This window comes from Mycolicibacterium arabiense, assembly GCF_010731815.2.
In the GTDB taxonomy this organism is placed as follows: domain Bacteria; phylum Actinomycetota; class Actinomycetes; order Mycobacteriales; family Mycobacteriaceae; genus Mycobacterium; species Mycobacterium arabiense.
The window spans coordinates 1,534,307-1,556,802 of sequence record NZ_AP022593.1; the positions used below are offsets into that span (position 1 = coordinate 1,534,307).

20 protein-coding genes are annotated in these 22,496 nt (G+C 67.3%); 13 read left to right on the forward strand and 7 right to left on the reverse strand.

Annotation, left to right across the window (positions count from 1 at the left end):
- Positions 1 to 29: 29 nt before the first annotated feature.
- From G6N61_RS09060 to G6N61_RS09075, 4 genes are all read left to right on the forward strand, one after another.
- Complete coding sequence (locus G6N61_RS09060) at positions 30 to 2,807, forward strand: helix-turn-helix transcriptional regulator (RefSeq protein WP_163918219.1); 2,778 nt, start codon at positions 30 to 32, stop codon at positions 2,805 to 2,807.
- 85 nt (positions 2,808 to 2,892) lie between these two features.
- Positions 2,893 to 3,489, forward strand: a complete 597-nt coding sequence (locus G6N61_RS09065; RefSeq protein ID WP_407666414.1) for a sigma-70 family RNA polymerase sigma factor — start codon at positions 2,893 to 2,895, stop codon at positions 3,487 to 3,489.
- Positions 3,490 to 3,502: 13 nt separating this feature from the next.
- The gene (locus G6N61_RS09070; protein WP_163918221.1) at positions 3,503 to 4,219 is read left to right on the forward strand and encodes an SDR family NAD(P)-dependent oxidoreductase; all 717 of its coding nucleotides are present in this window, start codon (positions 3,503 to 3,505) and stop codon (positions 4,217 to 4,219) included.
- Between the two features lie 47 nt (positions 4,220 to 4,266).
- Positions 4,267 to 4,674, forward strand: coding sequence for a cupin domain-containing protein (locus G6N61_RS09075; protein WP_163918222.1), 408 nt, complete (start codon positions 4,267 to 4,269; stop codon positions 4,672 to 4,674).
- A gap of 18 nt (positions 4,675 to 4,692) precedes the next feature.
- On the opposite strand, the gene G6N61_RS09080 is transcribed toward G6N61_RS09075, so the two are convergent.
- Positions 4,693 to 5,280: a peptidoglycan recognition protein family protein gene (locus G6N61_RS09080; protein ID WP_308215022.1), complete on the reverse strand. Its 588-nt coding sequence runs from the start codon at positions 5,278 to 5,280 to the stop codon at positions 4,693 to 4,695.
- Positions 5,281 to 5,636: 356 nt separating this feature from the next.
- On the opposite strand from G6N61_RS09080, the gene G6N61_RS09085 reads away from it, so the two are divergent.
- From G6N61_RS09085 to G6N61_RS09110, 6 genes are all read left to right on the forward strand, one after another.
- A complete protein-coding gene (locus G6N61_RS09085; protein ID WP_163918224.1) occupies positions 5,637 to 7,181 on the forward strand; it encodes a serine/threonine-protein kinase in 1,545 nt (514 codons plus the stop codon).
- 261 nt (positions 7,182 to 7,442) lie between these two features.
- Positions 7,443 to 8,966 carry a serine/threonine-protein kinase gene (locus G6N61_RS09090; RefSeq protein WP_235887462.1) on the forward strand — a complete coding sequence of 508 codons (1,524 nt, stop codon included), beginning with the start codon at positions 7,443 to 7,445 and terminating at the stop codon, positions 8,964 to 8,966.
- Positions 8,967 to 9,016: 50 nt separating this feature from the next.
- Positions 9,017 to 9,787: a M14 family zinc carboxypeptidase gene (locus G6N61_RS09095; RefSeq protein ID WP_407666416.1), complete on the forward strand. Its 771-nt coding sequence runs from the start codon at positions 9,017 to 9,019 to the stop codon at positions 9,785 to 9,787.
- A gap of 34 nt (positions 9,788 to 9,821) precedes the next feature.
- On the forward strand, positions 9,822 to 11,231 hold the full coding sequence (locus tag G6N61_RS09100; protein WP_163924705.1) for a neutral zinc metallopeptidase: 1,410 nt from the start codon (positions 9,822 to 9,824) through the stop codon (positions 11,229 to 11,231).
- 132 nt (positions 11,232 to 11,363) lie between these two features.
- Entirely contained in the window at positions 11,364 to 12,878 is a 1,515-nt protein-coding gene (locus G6N61_RS09105; protein ID WP_235887463.1) for a serine/threonine-protein kinase, read from the forward strand.
- Positions 12,879 to 12,894: 16 nt separating this feature from the next.
- The gene (locus G6N61_RS09110; protein WP_163918226.1) at positions 12,895 to 13,749 is read left to right on the forward strand and encodes a serine hydrolase; all 855 of its coding nucleotides are present in this window, start codon (positions 12,895 to 12,897) and stop codon (positions 13,747 to 13,749) included.
- A gap of 19 nt (positions 13,750 to 13,768) precedes the next feature.
- On the opposite strand, the gene G6N61_RS09115 is transcribed toward G6N61_RS09110, so the two are convergent.
- From G6N61_RS09115 to G6N61_RS09125, 3 genes are read right to left on the reverse strand one after another with little or no spacing between them, the layout of a single operon-like run.
- The gene (locus tag G6N61_RS09115) at positions 13,769 to 14,470 is read right to left on the reverse strand and encodes an HNH endonuclease family protein (protein ID WP_163918227.1); all 702 of its coding nucleotides are present in this window, start codon (positions 14,468 to 14,470) and stop codon (positions 13,769 to 13,771) included.
- Entirely contained in the window at positions 14,467 to 16,695 is a 2,229-nt protein-coding gene (gene recG, locus G6N61_RS09120) for an ATP-dependent DNA helicase RecG (RefSeq protein ID WP_163918228.1), read from the reverse strand. Before recG ends, G6N61_RS09115 begins: the two co-directional genes overlap by 4 nt.
- A 2-nt stretch (positions 16,696 to 16,697) precedes the next feature.
- The gene (locus G6N61_RS09125; RefSeq protein WP_163918229.1) at positions 16,698 to 18,317 is read right to left on the reverse strand and encodes a fatty acid kinase ATP-binding subunit FakA; all 1,620 of its coding nucleotides are present in this window, start codon (positions 18,315 to 18,317) and stop codon (positions 16,698 to 16,700) included.
- Between the two features lie 189 nt (positions 18,318 to 18,506).
- On the opposite strand from G6N61_RS09125, the gene rpmB reads away from it, so the two are divergent.
- The gene (gene rpmB, locus G6N61_RS09130) at positions 18,507 to 18,701 is read left to right on the forward strand and encodes a 50S ribosomal protein L28 (protein WP_163918230.1); all 195 of its coding nucleotides are present in this window, start codon (positions 18,507 to 18,509) and stop codon (positions 18,699 to 18,701) included.
- Positions 18,702 to 18,793: 92 nt separating this feature from the next.
- Here rpmB and G6N61_RS09135 read toward each other — a convergent pair whose 3' ends face one another.
- Both G6N61_RS09135 and G6N61_RS09140 read right to left on the reverse strand, forming a co-directional pair.
- Entirely contained in the window at positions 18,794 to 19,477 is a 684-nt protein-coding gene (locus G6N61_RS09135) for a uracil-DNA glycosylase (RefSeq protein ID WP_163918231.1), read from the reverse strand.
- Between the two features lie 24 nt (positions 19,478 to 19,501).
- Positions 19,502 to 20,452 (reverse strand): thiamine-phosphate kinase, encoded by a 951-nt coding sequence (locus G6N61_RS09140; RefSeq protein WP_163918232.1) that lies wholly within the window; start codon positions 20,450 to 20,452, stop codon positions 19,502 to 19,504.
- A gap of 97 nt (positions 20,453 to 20,549) precedes the next feature.
- Between G6N61_RS09140 and G6N61_RS09145 the strand changes: the two genes are divergently transcribed.
- Positions 20,550 to 20,792, forward strand: a complete 243-nt coding sequence (locus G6N61_RS09145; RefSeq protein ID WP_163918233.1) for an Lrp/AsnC ligand binding domain-containing protein — start codon at positions 20,550 to 20,552, stop codon at positions 20,790 to 20,792.
- Positions 20,793 to 20,802: 10 nt separating this feature from the next.
- Entirely contained in the window at positions 20,803 to 21,378 is a 576-nt protein-coding gene (locus G6N61_RS09150) for a DUF3515 domain-containing protein (RefSeq protein ID WP_163918234.1), read from the forward strand.
- Here G6N61_RS09150 and G6N61_RS09155 read toward each other — a convergent pair.
- Complete coding sequence (locus G6N61_RS09155) at positions 21,375 to 22,478, reverse strand: D-alanine--D-alanine ligase family protein (protein ID WP_163918235.1); 1,104 nt, start codon at positions 22,476 to 22,478, stop codon at positions 21,375 to 21,377. The genes G6N61_RS09150 and G6N61_RS09155 overlap by 4 nt on opposite strands.
- Between the last annotated feature and the right edge of the window lie 18 nt (positions 22,479 to 22,496).

Below are 22,496 nucleotides of genomic sequence, written 5' to 3' on the forward strand. Positions count from 1 at the left end.
GCGGCCGGCTCGGCGATACGATCACGGTCGTGCCGAGCGAACGTCGCGGACCGGTGTTGCGCGGCCGCGACCTGGAGTGCGCGGCGCTCGACGAACTGGTCCCGGCGCAGCCATCGGGTGCGCGCGTGCTGGTGCTGCGCGGCGAGGCCGGTGTCGGGAAGACGGCGCTGCTCGAACACCTCAGCGCGCAGGCCACGTCCTACCGAGCCGTCCATGTGGCGGGCGTCGAGTCGGACATGGAACTGGCCTTCGCCGGCCTCCACCAACTGTGCACGCCACTGCTGGGCCACCTCGACGAACTACCGCCACCCCAGCGGGATGCGCTCAACGTGGCCTTCGGTCGGGGAGCGGGTGCTGCGCCCGACCGGTTCCTGGTCGGGCTGGCCGTCATGAGCCTGATGGCCGCCGCTGCCGCCGACCGCCCAATGCTGTGCGTCGTCGACGACGCCCAGTGGCTCGATCAGGTGTCGCTGCAGACACTCGGCTTCGTGGCACGGCGCCTGCTGGCCGAACCCGTGGTCCTCGCCTTCGCCGTCCGCGAGTGCCCGGAGGCGCTGCGGGGTCTGCCGGAGCTGGAGGTCGCCGGGCTGTCCGACTCGGTGGCGCGGGACCTCCTCGAATCGGTGATGGTCGGGGGCATCGATCCGCGGGTGCGCGACCGCATCGTCGCGGAGACCCGCGGAATTCCGCTGGCCATCCTCGAAGTCCCCCGCAACGTGTCGCCGACCGAACTCGCAGGCGGCTTCTGGATCTACGGCAAGCGCTCCTCCACGGCGGCCATCGAGGGTGACTTCGTGCGCCGAATCCAGGAATTGCCCGCCGACACCCGTCTGCTGCTGCTGACCGCGGCGGCGGAACCGGTGGGCGACACGGCGCTGTTCCTGCGCGCTGCAACGCGACTCGGCATACCGGTCGACGCACTCGGACCCGCGGAGGCCGAGGGGGTGATCGAATTCGGTACGCGCATGCGATTCCTGCACCCGCTGATGCGGTCGGCCGCCTACCGCGCGGCGGACCTGATGGACCGCCGCACCGTGCACGAGGTGCTCGCCGACGTCACCGACCCACGGTCGGACCCCGATCGGCAGGCGTGGCATCGCGCCAACGCGGCAGCCGGTCCCGACGAGTCGGTGGCCGTCGCCCTGGAGGAGTCGGCGAACCGCGCGCAGAGCAGGGGCGGTGTCGCCGCGGCCGCAGCCTTCCTCGAGCGGGCCACGGCACTGACGTCGGATGCGCGGCTGCGCGGGGCCAGGGCGATTGCCGCCGCCGAGGCCAAGCGCGAGGCGGCAGCACCCGAGGCGGCCAGTGACCTCCTGGCGATCGCCGAACTGGCCCAGTTGACGCCGTTGCAGCGGGCGCGGGTTGGCCGGATGCGCGCGCAGATGGACTTCGCCCGCAGCCGGTCCGGTGCACCGGGTGCACCGCGCACCAGCGATGCCGCGGCCGCCCTCCTGAAGGCTGCCCGGCAATTGGAGACCCTCGACGACGACGCAGCCCGTGAGACCTACCTCGAGTCGATCAGCGCCGCCATGTACGCGGGTCGGCTGGGCGATCCCCGGGTCTTGACCGAGGCCGCGCGGGCCGGCCTCGACGCCATCTCGCGGATGCCCACCGTGAGGCGTCCGATCGACTTGCTGTTGCACGGCATGGCATGTCGGATCATCGACGGCCCCGGTGCCGGCTCCGACCAGCTGCGCAGGGCTCTGCACTCCTGGAACGAGCACGCCAAGAACGACACCGGGCCGGTGCAGAACTGGCCGTTCCCGATCGTGCAGGAGTCGGCAGCCCACGAGCTGTGGGACGACGACGTGCTGCTGCAGATCTCGACGGACATGGTGCGGCGCGCACGCGACGCCGGGGCACTGGCGGTGCTGGCACCCGCACTCACCTATCGCGCGGGCGTCCACGTCTATCGCGGCGAGTTGGGTTCTGCGGCAGACCTCCTCGACGAGGCCAATGCCGTGACGGCGTCGATGGGCCATACCCCGGTGAAGTACCACTCGCTCACCCTCGCGGCGTGGCGAGGCGTCGCCGCCGAGGCAGTACCGCTGATGGAGGCGGCCACGGCGGGTGGCACGGCCAAGGGCGAGGGGCGCCTGGTCGGGGTGGCCGACTACAACCTCGCCGTCCTCTACAACGGTCTCGGCCGCTACGAGGAGGCACTCGCCGCGGCCCGCCGGTGCTGCGAATACGAGGACCTCGGCTTCTACGGCTGGTGTCTCTTCGAACTCGTCGAGGCCGCCGCCCACGCCGGCGACACGGCGACGGCCGCTGCTGCCGTGACGCTACTCTCGGATCGCGCGGGCGGCAGCGGAACACCCTGGGGCGCAGGCGTGGTCGCGGCGGCTCGGGCCCTGGTGGCCGACGACGACGGTGCCGGTGAGTTGTTCGATCACGCCGTCGACCTGCTCGACCGCGCGGGCATCGCCCCGCACCTCGCACGCACCCGCCTGTCCTACGGCGAGTGGCTGCGCAGGGCCGGTCGGCGGGGCGATGCCCGTCGACAACTCACCGCAGCGCACGACGCCTTCACCGACATGGGTGCCGAGGCCTTCGCGCAACGGGCCCGCCGCGAACTCATCGCCGCCGGCGAGAAGGTGCGCAAGCATCCGGTGGCATCCGGCGACGGCCTCACCGCGCAGGAGAGCCAGATCGCCCGGCTCGCCGCCGACGGTCACACCAATTCCGAGATCGCGGCTCAACTCTTCCTGAGTGCCCACACCGTCGAATGGCACCTGCGCAAGGTGTTCGTCAAGCTCGGCATCACCTCGCGCCGGCAGCTCCGCACCGCCTCCTGGACCGGCTGACCGACCCCGACCACGGGGACACCACGGGTTCGACCACGAACTTCCAATGGTCCGCTTCCGTCGCCACGCGGCGATTCTGGATTCCGTGACCACCATTACCGCAGGCGGAGTCGAGTCGGACGACGACCTGGCCGCACGCTTCGCTCGCGACGCCACTCCCCTGTTCGAAGCCCTGGCCAGGCGCGCACGTCGGCTCACCTACTGCGAAGCCGACGCCGAAGACCTGCTGCAGGACACGCTTCTGCACGCCTTCACGGGTTTTCGGTCGTTCCAGGAGGGCACGAATCTGAAGGCTTGGCTCTTCCGCATCCTGCACAACCGGTGGGTCAGCACGCACCGGTACAGGGAGCGGCGCCCGACCGAGGTCCCCGTCGACGAGTCCGACGTCCTCGATCTGGTCGGCGGCGACACGCGGCGCCGGTCGGCCGAGACCGAGATCGTCGACGCCATGCCCGATGACGACGTCAGGGCCGCGCTCGCCACGCTGCCGGACGGGGTGCGCTCGGTCATGTACTACGCCGGTGTGGAGGGATACACCTACGCCGAGACCGCCGCCCTGCTGAACATTCCCGTGGGCACCGTGATGTCGCGGGTGTCCCGGGGCCGCCAGCGGCTGCGCATCGCCCTGGCCCACCGCGACCACCGATCCCCTGAACCGATTGCCGAGCAGTGCAGTGCCTGAGGAGACGACGAAGATGGAACTGAACGACCATGTTGCGCTGGTGACCGGCGGTACGGCGGGCATCGGTCTGGCATGCGCCAGACTGCTGGCCCGCGAGGGCGCAACGGTGATCATCAGCGGGCGAAACCCGTTGCGAGGCAATGCCGCAGCAGACGACATCGGGGGCCGTTACCTCCAGGCCGACATGTCGGACCTGCAGTCGGTCCGCTCTCTGGTCGAGCAGGCAGGCGCGGTCGACATCCTGGTGAACAACGCCGCGAGCTTCCCCGCGGCCATGACCGTGGATCAGGACGTGGCGGCGTTCGGAAACACCGTCGACACCAACCTGCGCGGCACCTACTTCCTGACGGCCGGCCTCGCCCAAGGGATGCTGACGCGTGGGCGCGGCGCCGTCGTCAACGTCACCTCGATGGTGGCGTCGAAGGGCGTACCCGGTGCATCGGTGTACTCCGCGTCCAAGGCGGCGGTGGAGTCACTCACCCGAACCTGGGCCGTGGAGTTCGGGCCCCGCGGCGTGCGCGTCAACTGCGTCGCCCCGGGACCCACCGACACCGAGGGCGTCGTCGCCGAATGGGGCGACATTAACGAGGAATTGGGTCGCGCCCTGCCCCTCGGCCGCACCGCACGCCCCGACGAGATCGCACAGGCGGTGCTCTTCCTCGCCTCACCAAGGGCGAGCTTCATCACCGGAGCGACGCTGCACGCCGACGGCGGCGGCACCGCCATCTGACCGACCCCCCGACCTACTTTGCCCGACCAACGATGAGAGGAGCAGGCATGTCCGAGAGGTACGACGCCCACTGGGAGAGCGCGCTGACGGTTCTCCAGGAAGTGCAGCCGCCCTTCATCCCACCGGGCGCGCACGCGATGACCGTGACCATCGCCTACCCGCCGGGCAGCGCAGGCGCACCGCCGCACCGCCATCCGAGCGGCCCCGCCTTCGGCTACGTACTGGAGGGCGAGATGCTGTTCGAACTCGAGGGCGAGCCGCCGCGCGTCCTATCCGCCGGTGAGGCCTTCTGGGAGCCGGGCGGTGACGTCATCCATTACTCCGACGCCAACAACCGCGACGACGTCGCGTGCCGCTTCGTGGTCACGATGCTCTGCGTCCCTGGGCAACCGATGCTGACCCTCGTCGACGAGGCGGAACTCGAAGCGCGCAAACACCTTCGGGTGCCGAGGTGACATCTCCGATCTAGATGATCACTGACCTGCTTCGATCGCCGCGACCCTCTCGGCAGCTTGCGGCCCGCACAAGTCTTGGAGATTCACTCTGCCCGCGGCGAGGTTTCCATCAATTCGGCGTTTGAGGTCGCCGGACTTAAGACGCGCGTAAAGGTCGGCGCCCGGGCATGCGGTAGAGGCATGATCTTTGTGGCCGCTGAGCGTCTCCGACGTGATCTTGAATTGCTGCGCCGCCCAGGCGAATACGAGTGCTGCGCTGTCGAGTTGCGCCTCGGTCACCGCCTCCTGATCGAAGTCGCCTTCGCATAGGACGAGAAAGTGACCGGTGGGGTCGTACTCCGTCGCGGTGTCGCCCACCAGGTTGTAGTCTCGCAGTTCGTAGATGTTCCCGTTGCGGTCGACGCCGACGTGGTACGCGATGTCTATCCAGTCTCGCTCGCCTTGGTGCAGCTGCTGATGCTGAATTAGCCGACCCGGCGCATTTCGGTTGTCCTCAAGAACAGCGCCCGTGTGATGGATCGTCATCCGTTCGATGGTGTGTGTCTTGCCGCCAGCAAGCGGGGGCCGAGCACCCCATGCCTCCCGGCACAGCCGTTGGCCCGATATTACGACTGGTTCAGGTGTTGCCGTCGGCGTCGCAGAAACCGGAGGGGCAAGGGAAGAAGATGTTGCGGGTGAAGATGTCATGCTCGCCGTAGACCGCGCGCTCGCAACATCTGGCTGATTGGCCTGATCCGCCCCAGCCCAAAGCGACTTTGACGTAATCGCGGCGGCGCCCAACCCTCCTGCGCCAGCCAGCCACAGCAACTGGCGGCGACTCATCATCTCTCGGCGTCCGTCGTTGCGGTTGGGCGGAGGTACGTCCATGACGGTCACCATACGGAACGGTGGCGTCAGGTCGTACGGCAAACGCCTACATCGTTCTGGCGCCCAGAAGCCGTTCCTTTTGTACGATCACTCCCATGCCCATTGCCGATGGTGCGGAATTTGCTGGTTACACCATCGAGCGTTTACTGGGAACTGGGGGAATGGGCGAGGTCTACCTCGTGCGGCATCCCCGGTTGCCCCGCCGGGAGGCGCTGAAAATCCTCCCGGCTGGTGTGAGCGCCGATACGGAGTACCGACAGCGGTTCGCGCGCGAAGCCGACATAGCCGCCTCACTTTGGCATCCTCACATCGTTGCGATCCACGACCGGGGCGAGGACGACGGTCAGCTTTGGATCACGATGGACTATGTCGAGGGCACTGATGCCGCCCAGCTGATGCGGGCGAGATACCCGCTCGGTATGCCGCCGGCAGACGTGCTAGAGATCGTGGCAGCCATCGCCGATGCACTCGACTACGCCCATGAGCGCTACCTGCTACATCGCGACGTGAAGCCAGCGAACATCCTGCTGACCGACCCGAGAAGCGGCGACCGACGTATTCTGCTCGCCGACTTCGGTATCGCACGTGCCTCAAACGAGGCGGGCGGGCTGACGGCAACCAACATGACGGTCGGCTCCGTCGCGTACGCCGCGCCGGAGCAATTGACCGGGAGACCACTCGATGGCCGTGCTGATCAGTACGCGCTGGCCTGCACGGCTTATCACCTCTTCACCGGCGGTCCGCCCTTTGGTAACTCGAGCCCCGCAGTCGTGATTGGAAATCACCTCTCTCAACCGCCCCCGTCTTTGGAGACTGCACGCGCCGATCTGGCCGCGTTCGATCACGTCCTTGCGAAGGCACTGGCAAAAGAGCCCTACCGACGATTCGGTTCCTGCCGCGAGTTCGCGGCAGCATTGGCTGGTGGAGGCATCGGTCTGACCGGATACGCCGACGCAACGCAAGCGGCAATGCCCGTTCCTCCACCGCTCCCGCCAACTCGCGCCACGCCGAGCGACACTGCTCGGCAGGACGTCAGTAGGACGCCGCGGACAGCCGTCATGATTGCCGCCGGTGTCGCCGCCTTGATCGTCGTGGGCCTTGTCGCGTTCATCGGGGCGCGTCTGGGTCAACCGGATATTGCGCCGCCGACCGCAGGACCGACGAGTCCAACCTTGATGCCGCCTGAGCCAACGATGGGTCCGTCTCGGCCTCCGCGGACTGTCACGCAAACGCAACCCCCACCGACCATCACGCAGATCCCACCTTCGAATAGGGTTCCGTCGGGGACCTTGCCGCCATCACGACCACCCGGCGACCTCGGGCTCGCGACGCCCATGAGTTCACCAGTCTGCAATGGTCAGGGGATCGTGGTCCTTGGCAACGTCACGACACCGGGGCAGTACGAGACGGGTATTCAACGGCTGCTGAACCTACATCCCGGCGCTTCGTATTTAAGGACGGATCAAAGTTGTCCGTCTCTACGGCAAGCTTCGGACGAAGGAAATCCGATATATGCGGTCTACCGGGCGGCCGGGACCACGACCGGCCAGGTATGTGGGGCGGTTCGCTCGGCCGGCGGTGACGCCTACGGCAAGTGGTTGGACACCACGACAGACCCCGGCTACATGATCCAATGCTGAACGCGACTACTTAGCGGCACCGACTTGAGCTGCCCGGGTTGTGCAACTTCACAGATCAAGGTTCCGGCGCCGCGCGGTCACCGCCTCAGCAACCAAAATGGCCTAGCTGGCGCCTACTTTTCGTTATGCTCACGACACCGTGGGGGTGCTGTCGCTCAGCTGTCGGGGCAGTTGAGCAAATTATTGATGGATCCCTGTGCGGAGTCAGCAACAACGGACATCACGAGAGACAGCGATGCGCAGCAAGATAGAACTCCTGGCGTGACCCAAACCGACTCGCGCGTCGGTACGACGTTCGGAAGATACGAACTCACGGCATTACTGGGTCGAGGCGGAATGGGTGAGGTCTACCGAGCCCGCGATACCGAGAAGAACAGAGTCGTCGCCCTCAAGATCCTGCGTGAGCAGTTCGCTGAAGACGATCGCTTCCGCGCGCGTTTCCTTCGCGAGTCGCATGCCGCAGCAATCCTGCAAGAGCCTCACGTCATCCCCATTCACGACTGGGGAGAGGCCGACGGAAACCTCTACATCGACATGCGACTCGTTGAAGGCAAGACCATCTACGACTTGCTAGCAGATGGTCCGTTCGATCCCGACCGCGCGGTCAACCTCATGGAGCAAACGGCCGCCGCACTTGACGCAGCTCACGGTGCAGGGCTCATTCACCGCGATGTCAAGCCGCAGAACATCATCGTCACCGCGGCCGACTTCGCCTACTTGGTCGACTTCGGCATCGTCGAAAGTAAGGGTGACGCGCGGCTGACTATGGACGGGACGCAGATTGGCTCCCTTGCCTACATGCCGCCCGAGCGTTTCGCCGATGCACCGACTACGCCTGCGGCCGACATCTACTCGCTGGCTTGCGTACTCTACGAAACGCTCACTGGTAGTACCCCGTTTAATGCGGACAGTTATGAGCGGCTCATTACATCGCACCTCACCGCCGCGCCGCCTCGGGCGAGCGTTGTCAACGCTGGCGTACCGGCAGCGCTTGACGACGTGATCTCTCGTGGGATGGCGAAGGACCCACACGACCGCTACGCAACCGCGAGCGAGCTGACTCAAGCCGCGCGGCGAGCGTTGTTAGAGGACGCTCACATTGCCGCGGCAAGCGCCCAGACGATGGCCGCACCGATACCCCGTTCCGCAATAACGGACGGCGCCGTCACTCGCGCGCGAACTGCTGATCCGACCGACGACCACCAGGTACAAACCCACGCCAGGCGCCACTGGCTGCTTCCGGTCATGGTCAGCGTTATAGCGGTGCTCGTTCTCGGCGCATTGGGCGTCGTCACCATTCTCTTGATGGGCCAAAAAGCGGATGGCCCGACGGGACCTACGGCGTCACCGGGGCCCACGCTGATACCACCTCCAAGACCGACCTACACGGTTCCCCGGACAACGGTTGTTCAGCCGCAACCGACGGTCACGGTCACCCAGACCCTGCCACCCGCACCGACGGCACCAACGGCACCAACGGCACCAACGGCAATCCCTACTACTAAGCGAATAGCCGAATCCGTGAGCGGACTAATAGTCGGCACCTGCGACGAAGGCGGGTCCTGCGGAGTGAAGCAGCGAGTCAGTCCCTACATCCAGGCCGGACCTTTGTATCCATCCGTACTGCGGGACGGCGCGAACGTCACCGTTGCGTGCCTCACGTACGGCGACATTCAATCCAACCAGGGACGAGGATCGAGCGCTATTTGGTACCGGCTGAATAACGGCGCTTACGTGAACTCGGTGTATCTAGATGTCACGTCGTACGGGCTTCCCGCGTGCTAAGGCCATTGCGTGTGTCCTTGGCGTCTGCCCTATTCGTACTCAGCACTGCAGTGTCAGCAGTTGGATGCGGCGCCAGTGACTCCGAAACCGCATCAGCCGCTCCCCCACCGCCACCGACATCGATCAAAGACGCTGCGTCAACGCCACCTATCCCCGCCGCTTCACTAGCGCCCGCCGTAGCAGGGTGGGAAGTGATCGGTACGTCCGTGAAGGGCGCACCAATCCGTGAACTCACCGTAGGTCACGGTCCGCGCAGAGTTCTATTCGTCGGAGGCATACACGGTGACGAGCCCGAGGGGGCACTCACCACGAATGAGTTGCCGGCGGCGTTCACAGCGGCAGGGCTTGTCGACGTTGTCACACTGACCATCATTGAAGACGTCAACCCTGACGGCCGCAGCGCTGGGACACGTGAGAACGCAAATGGCGTGGACGTCAACCGTAACTTTCCCGCAAGCAATTTCGACTACGGAAATACCGCCAACGGCGGCGAGCCGTTGACCCAGCCCGAAGCAATTGCGCTCGCTGGCGCTATTGATCGCATCAACCCAGCCCTCGTGCTCGTCGCCCATTCGTGGGCGGGACGGCAATTCGTGAACTTCGACGGTCCCGCACGCGAGATCGCAGAAAAATTCTCTGCCGCAACCGGTTTGCCAGTCGAAGAGTCGAGTTCGATCGCGCCGACGCCAGGCTCATTGGGATCTTTCGTTGGCCGAGACCGCGGCATACCTATCTTGACGATCGAAGTGCTGAAAGGTTCCGACCAGAGGTCGGTTTGGGACCAGCTACGCGCTGGGCTGATCGAGGCAATGCGTGGGTAGTTCGTCGAATGCGCTGAAGGTACTCGGAGTGTTGATGGTGGTGCTGTCGCTCACGGGCTGCGCATCGCCGACAACTGCGCCACCCCCTTCCGACGAATTCTCAACAGCGTTCCTTGCTGGCGGACTGCCCGTCACCGACGGACCGAGCGGGCTGCGCAGCGACGCGCCGATGCCCCAGCGCAGTGCCGAGTACTCCGACGGTGGTTCCATTGACCAGCTCGTTCTAACAGCCGTCGATGATGTCGAACAGTTCTGGGCATCGACGTATCCCCAAACCTTTGACGGATCCTTCTCACCCGTGGAAACGCTCGTTTCCTACGACTCCGAAGACCCGTATGGCCCCGAGGTCTGCGGAGCAGATTTGTACGACGAACCCAATGCGCTCTACTGCCTCCCTGCCGACACGATGGCGTGGGACAGGGGGTTCCTGGTACCGACTGGTCGTGGCTTCTTCGGCGACGCGTCAATCGCAGCGCTCGTGGCACACGAGTATGGGCACGCGGTGCAGTACAGCTCTGGTTTGACGAGCATCCTGACTGAGACGATTGTCAAGGAGCAACAGGCTGACTGCTTCGCTGGGGCTTACACCCGCTGGGTTGCGGAAGGGAACTCGAATCGGTTCGAACTGAGCACCGGTGACGGTCTGAACCGCATTCTGGCGGGGGTGATTACGTCGCGCGACGATGTGTTGACCCCAGATCAAACCGATATGATCGAGGAAGGTCACGGTACGGCTCTGGACCGAGTCAGTGCTTTTCAGATGGGTTTCACCTCCGCCGCGGTTAAGTGCACCGAGATTGATCTCGATGAGATAGCACAGCGTCGTGGTGACTTGCCGCTGATTCTGGGTACGGAGCCAGACGGGAACGTTCAATCGGGTGAGATGACGGTCGACCAGAACACCTTGGTCAGCCTGATGGAGTTGTTGGACAAAGTCTTCCGACCGCAAAGCCCTCCGGGCCTGTCGATGACCCCGGAAGATTGTCCTGAGACGGCTTCCAGCCCCTCAGCGTCGTACTGCCCCTCCACCAATACCGTATCGGTGGATTTGTCTGCTCTCGAACAGATGTCGGTACAGGCCGACAGGGACGATTATGTGCTGCCGCAAGGTGACAACACTGCTCTGTCCTTGGTCACGTCGCGGTACACCTTGTCGCTCCAGCATGCCCGCGGCGAACCATTGAACGCACCCTCAACCGCCTTGCGAACGGCGTGTCTCACCGGAGTCGCCCAACGATCCATGGCCGACCCGATCGAACTCCCCAGTGGTCAGACGCTCGTGCTGGCAGCCGGCGACATGGATGAAGCCGTAGGCGGACTTCTCGTCAATGGCATTGTGGCGAGCACCGTCGATGGCTCGACCGTTCCAGCTGGCTTTACTCGGATCGAGGCGTTCCGCGAAGGCCTTTACAGCAGCAGTGAGCAGTGCTTTGACCGCTATTGATCATTCCGGAGCACCTGCGAACGCGGGCAATCCATTGAGCGGACGAAATCCTCGCGGCGTCGTTCGAGCGTTTCATCATCGTCGGGGCGCCGTCCCGTCGGAAGTGAGTCCTGGGGGTTAGAGGTGGAACCGGTGGGGGTATCGCGGATCGGTAAACGATTCGGGAAGTACGAGATCGTCAGCCTGCTTGGTCGTGGCGGCATGGGTGAGGTCTACGAAGCGCGAGACGTCGAGAAGCGTCGAGTCGTTGCTTTGAAGATTCTCATCGAGCAGTTCTCGAGAGACCCGGATTACCGAAGCCGCTTCACTCGCGAGGCGCATGCGGCAGCACAACTTCAAGAGCCGCATGTCATCCCGATCCACGACTGGGGTGAAATCGACGGGTCGCTGTACATCGACATGCGCATGGTGCGCGGCACTGATCTCCGGAAGGTGCTGAGGTCCGGCCCGATGCCGCCAGATCGGGTAGTGCACATTGTCAGTCAAATCGCCAGTGCGCTCGACGCGGCACACGCCGACGGGCTCATCCACCGTGACGTCAAGCCAGAGAACATCATCGTTACCTCGGACGACTTCGCCTACCTGCTCGACTTCGGCATCGCCGAGAAGACCGGCGACGTTAGACTCACTCAAGCCGGGATGACCGTGGGCTCGCTGGCTTACATGGCGCCCGAACGTCTGAACAACCAACCGACGACGGCTGCTGCCGACGTGTACTCACTCGCATGCGTACTGCACGAGGCGCTTACCGGGCAGAGCCCCTATGCCACCGACAGCATGCAGCAATTACTCACCGCACACTTATACACACCGCCACCGCGGCCCAGTGCGGTAAACCCGAGAGTGCCCGCCTTTTTCGACCCTGTCGTGGAACGTGGGATGGCGAAGGAGCCCGACGACCGCTACGGCAGCGCGGGAGCCTTCGCTCGAGCGGCAGGGAGGGCATCGACGGGTACACCGTCACCGTCACAACCCTTTCCGACAATTGATCCGTACGCGACTCAGGCCGCACCGCATACCCTCGCGCCCACCGGACTGCAGCACACCCGAGTCGGAACTCCGACCTCCACTGCCGATTCCCTCGTCAGGCCGAATGTCGAGCCGAGTCGGAAGAAGTGGGTGGTACCCGCTGTCATCGCCGTATCCGTGGCCATGCTCTTGGCGGCTGGTGGCATCGCCATCGGCATGATGGTCGGGCAGGGCTCAAGCCCCGAACCAACTGCAGCCAATCCCACTCTCACGCGACTCCCTGCGCCGGATCGTCCTGCCGGGTCTGCGCCTCCATCACGGTCCTACCCTCAAACCCGTCCCGCCGGGCTGCCCCCCACAGTGCCGGGCGTCGACGCCAACGATGAAAGCTGCGAGAGTGGAATCGCATACCCAGGCGCTGGCGGACAGTACAGCCGGTCCAGTAGGGGCACTGTCGAGACCAGTTGTCTGTTCGCGCGGAACGTCTTACAAGCGTTTCGGGAAGCAGGACCGCCGTCTTCAGCGCCAAGAACCGTATACGCGCTCGGCGCCGTCTCGTGCCGTTCAACCGGCGGTCGATGTTCGGGCGACCATTTCGTCATGGAATGCGCGACCTATGGCACCGATGATTGGGTGACGTGCACTGGTGGGAAGAACGCGCGTGTCTACATCTACTAAGGCGACCTTGGTCTCGGTGGCCGTCGGAGTGGTGGCTGCCGGCTTCATCGTGGTGGCGCAAGGCCGATCGGAACACGACGCCCCTCACTCACCGCCGCCGGCGGTTCCGGTCAGGGCACTGCGGTCGATACCGGTTCCAGCAGCGCCTCCGTCGCCGCTGCCTCTCGACGAACTCCAACCAAGCTTCGAGCAACTGGCGGCAACCCTCCCAGCCGATGTCGGTGTCGCGGTCTCGGCTGGCGACGTGACGATGACGTACGGCAACTGGCAGACCGGGGCAGCATGGTCGACTATCAAGGTGCCCCTGGCCATCGCCGCTATACGAAAGGATCCCGCTGCAGCCGAGCCATTGGTAGATGCGGCAATCACGCAGTCGGACAACGCCGCCGCCGATCAACTGTGGGACTCCCTGGGTACGCCGACCGATGCCGGGGCGGCGGTGCAACAGGTTCTCGCAGACGGCAACAACGCAGGTGTCGGCGTACAGACGACCCAGGTCCGACCCCCGTACAGCCCCTATGGTCAAACCACCTGGTCGTTGGAACAGGCGGCACGTTTCGCCTTCACTTTGCCCTGTTTGGCCGTGGACTCGCTACTCGGCCAAATGGCTGACATCGCAACCGATCAGCAGTGGGGCTTCGCCGGTGACACAGGCGTAGCGGCCAAGGGCGGATGGGGACCGGAAGCGGATGGTGGATACCTAGTCCGCCAGATCGCTTTGGTCGGAGACGGACCCGATTCCTTCGGTGTAGCCGTCGCCGCCAAGCCCAACGACGGCACATTCGCTACGGGTACTGCAATGCTGGACCAGCTAGCCAACTGGGTCGGGGACCATCGCACCCAGCTGCCGAAAGGGAACTGTGCCGGCTGACCAAGGTGACGCTCGGCGCTCAGCCCACCGGGCAGGTGGCCGCGGCATCGCGCAGCACCACCGCCGATCGCTGATCGATCGGTAGCGCGTAGCCGCGCAGCACCTCGGCGAACTGCACCGAATACTGGCACCAGAAGGCCCGATTCGGCGGCATCCAGTCGGCCGGTTCCGCATCGCCCTTGTCCTGGTTGACCGCACCGGCCACCGCGATCAGATTGGCCGGATCGTTGGCGAAGCGCACCCGCAGGTCCTCGGGCCAGGCGAACGCGCCGAGATCCCATGCCAGCGCGAGCGGCACGAGGTGGTCGATCTGCACTGCCGCACCCACCTGATTGCCGCGCGTGAAGGCGATCACCGCGTTGGAGTACGGGTCGTGCAGCACACCGGTCGCAACGGCGGTAGGGCACCGCTTGATCGACACGTAGGTCTTCTCGATCAGGTCCCGGTCGAGGATGTCGTTGCGGGTGTCGCAGCCGTTGCGGCCGCCCGGTGCACTGGTGTCGTCGGTCCACGACTCGCCGAACGCCGCCCTGCGGTAGTCGTGGGCGCGGACGCGCACCGGTATCTCGACGACGCCTGCCAGCACGTCGACGCCGGGAGCCACGGTCGGTACTTCGGCGCGCGCGATGAACGGCGCGTCCTGCCGCGCCGCCGACGTGACCTGGACGGCGACGAGGACTGCGAGCGCGACACCCGCCGCCAGCCACGCGACCCGCTTCACGCCTTGTCCAGGTACTCGACGGCCTCGGTGGCCACGAACGGCGCTGCGAGGGTCTCGACTCCGCGGTGTTCGACGAGGCGCGGATCGGTCTCGTACACGTGCTCGGCGAATTCACGGGCGGCTTCGATGATGCTGCGATGTTCTGCCAGCGACAACATCTTGAGCGTGATCGGCCGCCCGCTCTGGGTCAGGCCCAGCACGTCGCCCTCGCGGCGTTCGGCCAGATCGAGGTCGGCGAGTGCGAACCCGTCGAGAGTGGACGCCACCGCCTTGAGCCGCGCACCTGCCTTCGACGCCTCGGGCAGATTGGTGACGAGCAGGCAGACGCTGGGGTGCTGTCCGCGGCCGATGCGTCCCCGCAGCTGGTGCAGCTGACTGATGCCGAACCGGTCGGCGTCCATCACGACCATCACCGTCGCGTTGGGGACGTCGACGCCGACCTCGATCACGGTGGTACACACCAGGACGTCGATCTCCCCCGCCCGGAACGCCGTCATCACCGCGTCCTTCTCGTCACCCGACAGGCGGCCGTGCATGAGCCCGAGACGCAGCCCGGCCAGCTCGCCGTGGCTCAGCCCCTCGAGCAATTCGAGCACCGTCACCGCAGGCGGGCCTGCCTGGGCGGCACCGTCCTTCTCCGATTCGTCGATGCGCGACGCGACGACGTAGGCCTGCCGTCCCGCGGCGACCTCCTCGCGCACCCGCTGCCACGCCCGGCCCAGCCACTTCTTGTGCCGCTCCTCGCGGGTGAAGATGGCGGTGGTCGAGATCGGCTGACGCCCCCGTGGCAGTTCGCGCAGCGTCGACGTCTCGAGGTCGCCGTAGACGGTCAGCGCAACCGTCCGCGGGATCGGCGTGGCCGTCATCACCAGCAGGTGCGGTGTGATACCGCCGCTGGCCTTGGCTCGCAACCGATCTCGCTGATCGACTCCGAAGCGGTGCTGCTCGTCGACGACGACGAGACCGAGGTTCTGGAACTCGACCGAATCCTGAATGAGGGCGTGGGTGCCGATGACGATGCCCGCCTCCCCGCTGGCGATCTCCTGGCGCACCTGCCGCTTCTGCGGCGCTGTCATCGACCCGGTCAGCAGCGCCACCCTGGTGGCGCCGTCCTCCCCGCCCAGTTCACCGGCCGTCGCGAGCGGCCCGAGTACGTCGCGAATGGACCGGGCATGTTGTGCCGCAAGCACTTCCGTGGGTGCGAGCAGGGCGCACTGATATCCGGCGTCGACCATCTGCGCCATCGCGATCACCGAGACGATCGTCTTGCCCGACCCGACTTCGCCCTGCAGCATGCGGTGCATGGGCGTGGTCGAGGCCAGCTCGGCGGTCAGCACCTCGAGGACCTCGCGCTGACCGGCGGTCAATTCGAAGGGCAGCTGTCGGCGCAGCGCCGCCGCGATTCCCCCGTCCCACGCCGGTGCGATCGGACCCGTGGCGGCGAGATCGCCGTGCCTGCGCAGCATCAGCGCCCACTGCAGGCCGACGGCCTCGTCCATCGCCAGACGCTCGCGGGCGCGATCGCGATCACCCTCGTTCTCGGTCAGGTGGATCGCCCGCAGTGCCTCGTCCTGGGAGAACAGATAGAACTGGTCCTTCAGGGACTGGGGCAGCGGATCGTCCACGGGGTCGAGGACGTCGAGGACCTGTCGGATACAGGCATAGACGTCCCAGCTCTGGACCTTCGCCGTCGCCGGGTAGATGGGGAAGAAGTCCCGCTCGAACACCGACAGGTCGACCTCGCCGTCGTCGGTCGTGGAGGCTACCTTCGCCAGCGACTTGGACCCCTTGCCCGCCTGCGGGCCCTCGAGGATGAGGAACGCGGGGTGCGTGAGCTGCAGCGCGTTGCGGAAGTAGCCGACCACGCCACTGAGCATCAGCCGCGTGCCCACGACCAGTGTCCGCTTGGTGTACCTCGCGTTGAAGAAGGTGGCCGTCACCTTCGGCTTCCGGCCGGCCAGCGTGATGACGAGGAACTCGCGCTTGGGTTGCCTGTTCGTCCACTTCGCCTCGGCCTTCTCGATCACGTCGACGAACGTGACGTGGTCGCCTTCCCGAAGGAACGGCGGAGACTCCCCGTCCTCCAGGATCGTGGCGCCCTTGCTGTACGCACGCGGGTAGTGGCGCAGCAGGTCGTCGACGGTCACCAGCCCGAGGTGCTCCTCCAGCGGCTTCGCGGACTTGGCGCCGATGACGTGGACGAGGCGGTCGGTCAGCGCGGCCATGGCTACTCCACTCCGATCAGCAGCACGTCACCCCGGTGACCGGTGTGATAGGTGACCAGTTCGGTGCCAAGGTGCTCCCTGTGGACGTGGTCGCGCAGCGCCTCCCCGACGCCCGCGTCGACGTCGGCCCCGGTCAGCACGGTGACCAGCTCGCCGCCGGAGAGCAACAGCAGGTCGATCAGACCGGCCCCGGCGGTGGCGACGTCGGCGCCGACGATCAGCACCTCGTCGCCCGCGATGCCGAGACCGTCGCCCGGGCGGCAGGTACCGGCCCAGGTCAACGCTTCCTCGGTGGCCACCCGCACCGACCCGTGCCGGGCGCTCGCGGCGGCGCGCGCCATCGTGTAGCCGTCGTCGACCGCGGCGCGGGCGGGATCGTGCACCGCCAGCGCGGCGAGCCCCTGGACCATCGACCCCGTCGGCACCGGGACGACGTCGATGCCGCGGTCGATCGCCGCCGTGCAGCCCGCCACGAGTTCCTCGGCGGCGACGTAGCCGTTGGGGAGCACCATCACCTGACCGGCGCCGGTGTCGACGAGCGCGCGCAACAGATGCTGGGCCCGCACCGGCGAGTCGGCGTCGGGCACCACCACGGTGGCGCCCTCGCCCGCGAACAGTTCGTGCGCGCCGCCGCCGTCGACGACGGCCAACACCGCCCGGTCGCGTGCCGCGCGGTCGGGCTGTGGCCGCAGCCCCGTGGACAGTGCGGTGATCTGGACGCGGCTCAGCGCGCCGAGGTCCAGCGCGGCTTCGACGGCGCCGCCCGCGTCGTCGGCGTGGACGTGCACCGAGTAGTGCTCGCCGCTGCCCGACGAGGCGATGGCGACGGAGTCGCCGAGTCGTTCGAGGCGGGCGCGCAACGTCTCGACGGCGGCGTGGTCGCAGCCCGCGAGCAGGTACATCACCTCGAACTGCGGCGGTGTCGCGTCGGCGGTGATCGCCCCGACGGACGCGGGTTCGTAGCGCCTGCGGTGCGGTGCGTCCCCGGTGAGCACCTCGGTCAGGGCGTCGAGCAGGACGAGCAGGCCACGCCCGCCCGCGTCGACCACGCCGGCCTCGGTGAGGACGTCGAGTTGGTCGCGGGTGTGGTCGAGTGCCACCGACGCGGCGTCGGACGCGGCGCGCAGCGTCGTGACCAGATCGGCCGCCTCCGCGTGTTCCTCGGCCGCGCCTGCCGCAGCCTGCAGCACCGACACGATGGTGCCGGGGACGACGTCGCCGACCGACGCGGCGATCAGGCCGACGGCGTGGCGCAGGGCGGCGCCGAACGTCGCGGCGTCGATGACCGTCAGGTCGCCGGAGCGCTGGTCAGCGGCGTCGGCGGTCACCTCGGCCAGGCCCCGCAGGATCTGCGAGAGGATGACCCCGGAGTTGCCGCGCGCACCGTGCAGCGCGCCTTCGGACAGCGCGCTCGACACCGCGACGACGTCCGCCGCGACGCCGGGCTGGTCGGCAGCGGTGGCGGCCGACCGCATGGTGAACAGCATGTTGGTGCCCGTATCGGCGTCGGCGACGGGGAACACGTTGAGCCGGTTGATCTCGTCGGCGTGAGCGCTCAGGCCGTCGACCGCGGCGTGCGCCCAAACTCGCAGGGTGGTCCCGTCGAGCACAGCAGCCGACATCCCACCTCCAACCGTTCTCGGTGGCCGCAAGCCTAGCCACTCGCGCCGACAGCACCCTGCGGCAATCGGCTCGTGGATGCCATTTTGGTGATCGCCGCGGCTGCCGGTATTCTGGTCGGGTTGTCGGATCGAGTCGCCGCGGGTCGCGGCGGAGATCCAGACCCCCAAGTACTGATTGAGGAGTTTTCCATGGCTGCCGTATGCGATGTCTGCGCAAAGGGCCCCGGCTTCGGCAAGTCGGTTTCGCACTCCCATCGCCGGACCAGCCGCCGCTGGAACCCGAACATCCAGACGGTGCGCGCCGTCGACCGTCCCGGTGGCAACAAGCGGCGGATCAACGTCTGCACGTCGTGCCTCAAGGCCGGCAAGGTCTCGCGGGGCTAGTCCTCGACCCCACCCTCACCGCCGAGACTGCGGCGAGATCGCCTTTTCACGCTGAATCGCGATCTGCCAGCAGTCTCGGCGGCTTTTGGCGTCTAGGGCAGCTGCCAGTCGATGGGCTCGGCACCCAGTTCGGCCAGCAGCTCGTTGGTCCGGCTGAACGGCCGGGACCCGAAGAATCCCCGTGACGCCGACAGCGGCGACGGATGCACCGACTCGATGGTGCGGCACCGCTCGCCGGTCAGCATGGGCTTGAGCGTTGCGGCATCGCGTCCCCACAGCACCGCGACGAGCGGCTGCGGGCGTTCGACGAGCGAGCGGATCGCGCGTTCGGTGACGGCCTCCCAGCCCTTGCCGCGATGCGACGCCGGCGTGCCGGGGCGCACGGTCAGCACCCTGTTGAGGAGCATCACCCCGCGCTGCGACCACGGTGTCAGGTCACCGGTCGACGGCGCGGGATGTCCGAGATCCGTGGCGTACTCCTTGAAGATGTTGTCCAAGCTGCGCGGTATCGGCCGCACGTCGGGCGCCACCGAGAAGCTCAGCCCGACCGCGTGACCGGGCGTGGGATAGGGGTCCTGTCCCACGATCAGCACGCGCACCGCGTCGAACGGAAACGTGAACGCGCGCAACACGTTCTCGCCCGCGGGCAGGTAGCGCTCCCCCGCCGCGATCTCCGAGCGCAGGAATTCGCCCATGGCGCCCACCTGCTCGGCGACGGGCTCCAGTGCACGGGCCCAGCCCGCCTCGACGATCTCATTCAGGGGACGGGCAGCCATGACGAATGAACCTAGCCGACGGCGCTAGAAGGACTGCCAGCCCGACGCCCCACCCCACGCCGCGCCGTCCACCAGGACCCGGGCAGGCCCGTCGACCACCGTCCCGATGACACGCCAGCCGTCCGGCGGCGACGTCGGGAACGTGGCGACGAGCGCGTGGTCCTCACCACCGCCGAGCACCCATGCCCACGGGTCAACGCCCGTCGCCGCGGCGGCCGCGAGCAACGCGTCGTGCCGGCCGGACAGCGACGACGTCGACACGTCGATGCCGACACCGGACGCCCGGGCCACGTGCCCGAGGTCGGCGATCAGGCCGTCGGAGACGTCGGTCATCGCGGTCGCACCCGCGTCGGCGGCAGCAGGACCCTGCCCATAGGCCAACTCCGGCACCAGGTGACTCGCCCGCAGCTCGTCGAAACCGCGAACGTCGTTGCGCCACAGCTCGAATCCCGCGGCGGACCGTCCGAGGTCACCCACCACCGCGAGCACGTCACCGGGCCGGGCGCCATCGAGCAGCACCGGCGCCCGCCCACCGAGGTCACCCAGCGCCGTCACCGAGATCACCCATTGCGGGGCGGCGACCAGGTCCCCGCCCACGATGCCCGCGCCGGTACGCGCCGCCTCCGCCCACATGCCGTCCGACAGCGCCGTCGCGGCCTCGGCCGCGGTGTCGCCGGGCGCCCCGAAGCCGACCACGAACGCCGTGGCCGTCGCGCCCATCGCCTCGATGTCGGCGGCGTTCTGCGCGATCGCCTTTCGGCCGACGTCGTGGGGGGTGGACCAGTCGAGCCGAAAGTGCCTGCCCTCGACGAGCATGTCGGTCGAGACGACCACCCGCCCGTCGCCGGTGACCACGACGGCGGCGTCGTCGCCGGGACCCACCGTCACGTTGGCGGACTGCGTGCGGCCCGCGACCAATCCGTCGATGACCGCGAACTCGCCGAGCCCGGCCAGCGTGGGCCGCTCGTCGCTCATCCGCGTGCTCCGTTCGTGCCCTGAACCCCGCCGCCACCTGCGGTACCTTTGGGCCCTGCGGCGCCGAGTCTATGCAGCGAGACGGAGGAGACACCGGGTGGTCGAGGCTTTCATGCTGATTCAGACCGAGGTGGGCCGCGCGGAGGTGGTGGCCAAACAGCTGGCCGGTCTGGCCGGCGTGCTGTCGGCCGAGTACGTCACCGGCCCCTACGACGTCGTGGCGCGGATCGGCGCCGGAACCCTCGACGAGCTGAAGGCCACGGTCGTGCCGAGCGTGCAGAAGGTCGCGGGAATCACTCGCACCCTGACCTGTCCCGTCGCCGGCGCAGCGCAGTCCTAGCATTGCTCGGGTGACCGACCCCGAGCCACTCGACGAACCCGACGGCCCTCCACGCGGTTTCCTGATCGCGGCTCTGGCCGTGGCGGCGGCCGCCGTCATCGCGCTGTTGGTCGTCGCCGCCGTCCGGGAGTCCCCCGAGACGCCGCAACCCGTTGCGCTGGCCACCATGCCTGCACCGCAGGCGGGCGGCGACGAGTGCCGGGCGCTGCTCGACGCGCTGCCTGGTGACCTCGGTGAGTACCGCCGCGCCACGCTCGTCGAACCCGCCCCGGCCGGTGCGGCGGCGTGGCAGCCCGACACCGGCGCCGAAGCGTCTGCGAACACGAGTCAGGAAGCCGTCGTCCTGCGCTGCGGTCTCGACCGCCCTGTGGACTTCGTCGCGGGCGCTCCGGTGCAGGTCGTCGACGCCGTCAGCTGGTTCCGGGTCGGCGAACAGGGCCGCAGCACCTGGGTGACCGTCGACCGCCCCGTCTACGTCGCGCTGACGTTGCCCGACGGTTCGGGTCCGTCGCCCATCCAGGTGGTCTCGAAGGCGGTGGCGGCCACGATGCCCGCCGTGCCGGTCAACCCGGCACCGGTCGGCTAGCGCAGACCCGTCCCGCGGGCGATCGCCGTCTCGACCATGGTGGACAGCAGCGTCGGATAGTCCACGCCGCTGGCCGCCCACATCCGCGGGTACATCGAGATGGTGGTGAAGCCGGGCATGGTGTTGATCTCGTTGATCACGGGTCCGTCGTCGGTGAGGAAGAAGTCGACGCGGGCCAGCCCCTGGCAGTCGATCGCCCGGAACGCGCGGATGGCGAGTCGGCGGATCTCGTCGGCGACGTCGTCGTCGACCTTGGCGGGTACGTCGAGTTCGGCGGCGTCGTCGAGGTACTTCGTCTCGAAGTCGTAGAAGCCGTCTTCGCGGCCACGCACGCCTGCGACCCGGATCTCGCCGACGGTGCTGGCTTCGAGCGAGCCGTCCGGGAATTCGAGGACGCCGCATTCGAGTTCCCGGCCGGGTACCGCGGCCTCGACGATGACCTTCGGGTCGTGTCGGCGGGCCCCGTCGATGGCCGTCGGTAACTGATCCCACGCGGTGACGCGGCTGACGCCGATCGAGGACCCGCCGCGCGCGGGCTTGACGAACACCGGCAGGCCGAGCCGTTCGCGGTCGGAGAGTTCGACGGTGGGCTCACCCCGGCGGAGCACCACCTGGTCGCCGATCGGCAGCCCCTCGGCGGCCAGCAGCTTCTTGGTGAACTCCTTGTCCATCCCGGCGGCGCTGGCCAGGACGCCGGCGCCGACGTACGGCACGCCCGCCATCTCGAGCAGCCCCTGAATGGTGCCGTCCTCGCCGTACGGCCCGTGCAGGACGGGAAACACGACGTCGACGGCCGCGAGCAGCTCACCGGCACCGTCCTCGAGTGACAGCAGTTGGCCGCGACGAGCGGGATCGGCGGGCATGGCGAGTTCGGTGCCCGAGGACCCGCTCACGGCGGGCAGCCGGCCGTCGGTGATGGCCAGCGTCTCGGGACGTCCGTCGGTGAGCACCCAGGACCCCTCCGGCGAGATGCCGACCGCGACCACTTCGAAGCGTTCGGGGTCGAGATTGCGCAGGATGCTGCCTGCGGAGACACACGAGATCGCGTGTTCGGAGCTGCGTCCGCCGTAGACGACGGCGACTCGGGTGCGGGCGGTCACAGTCTGAAGAGGCTACGG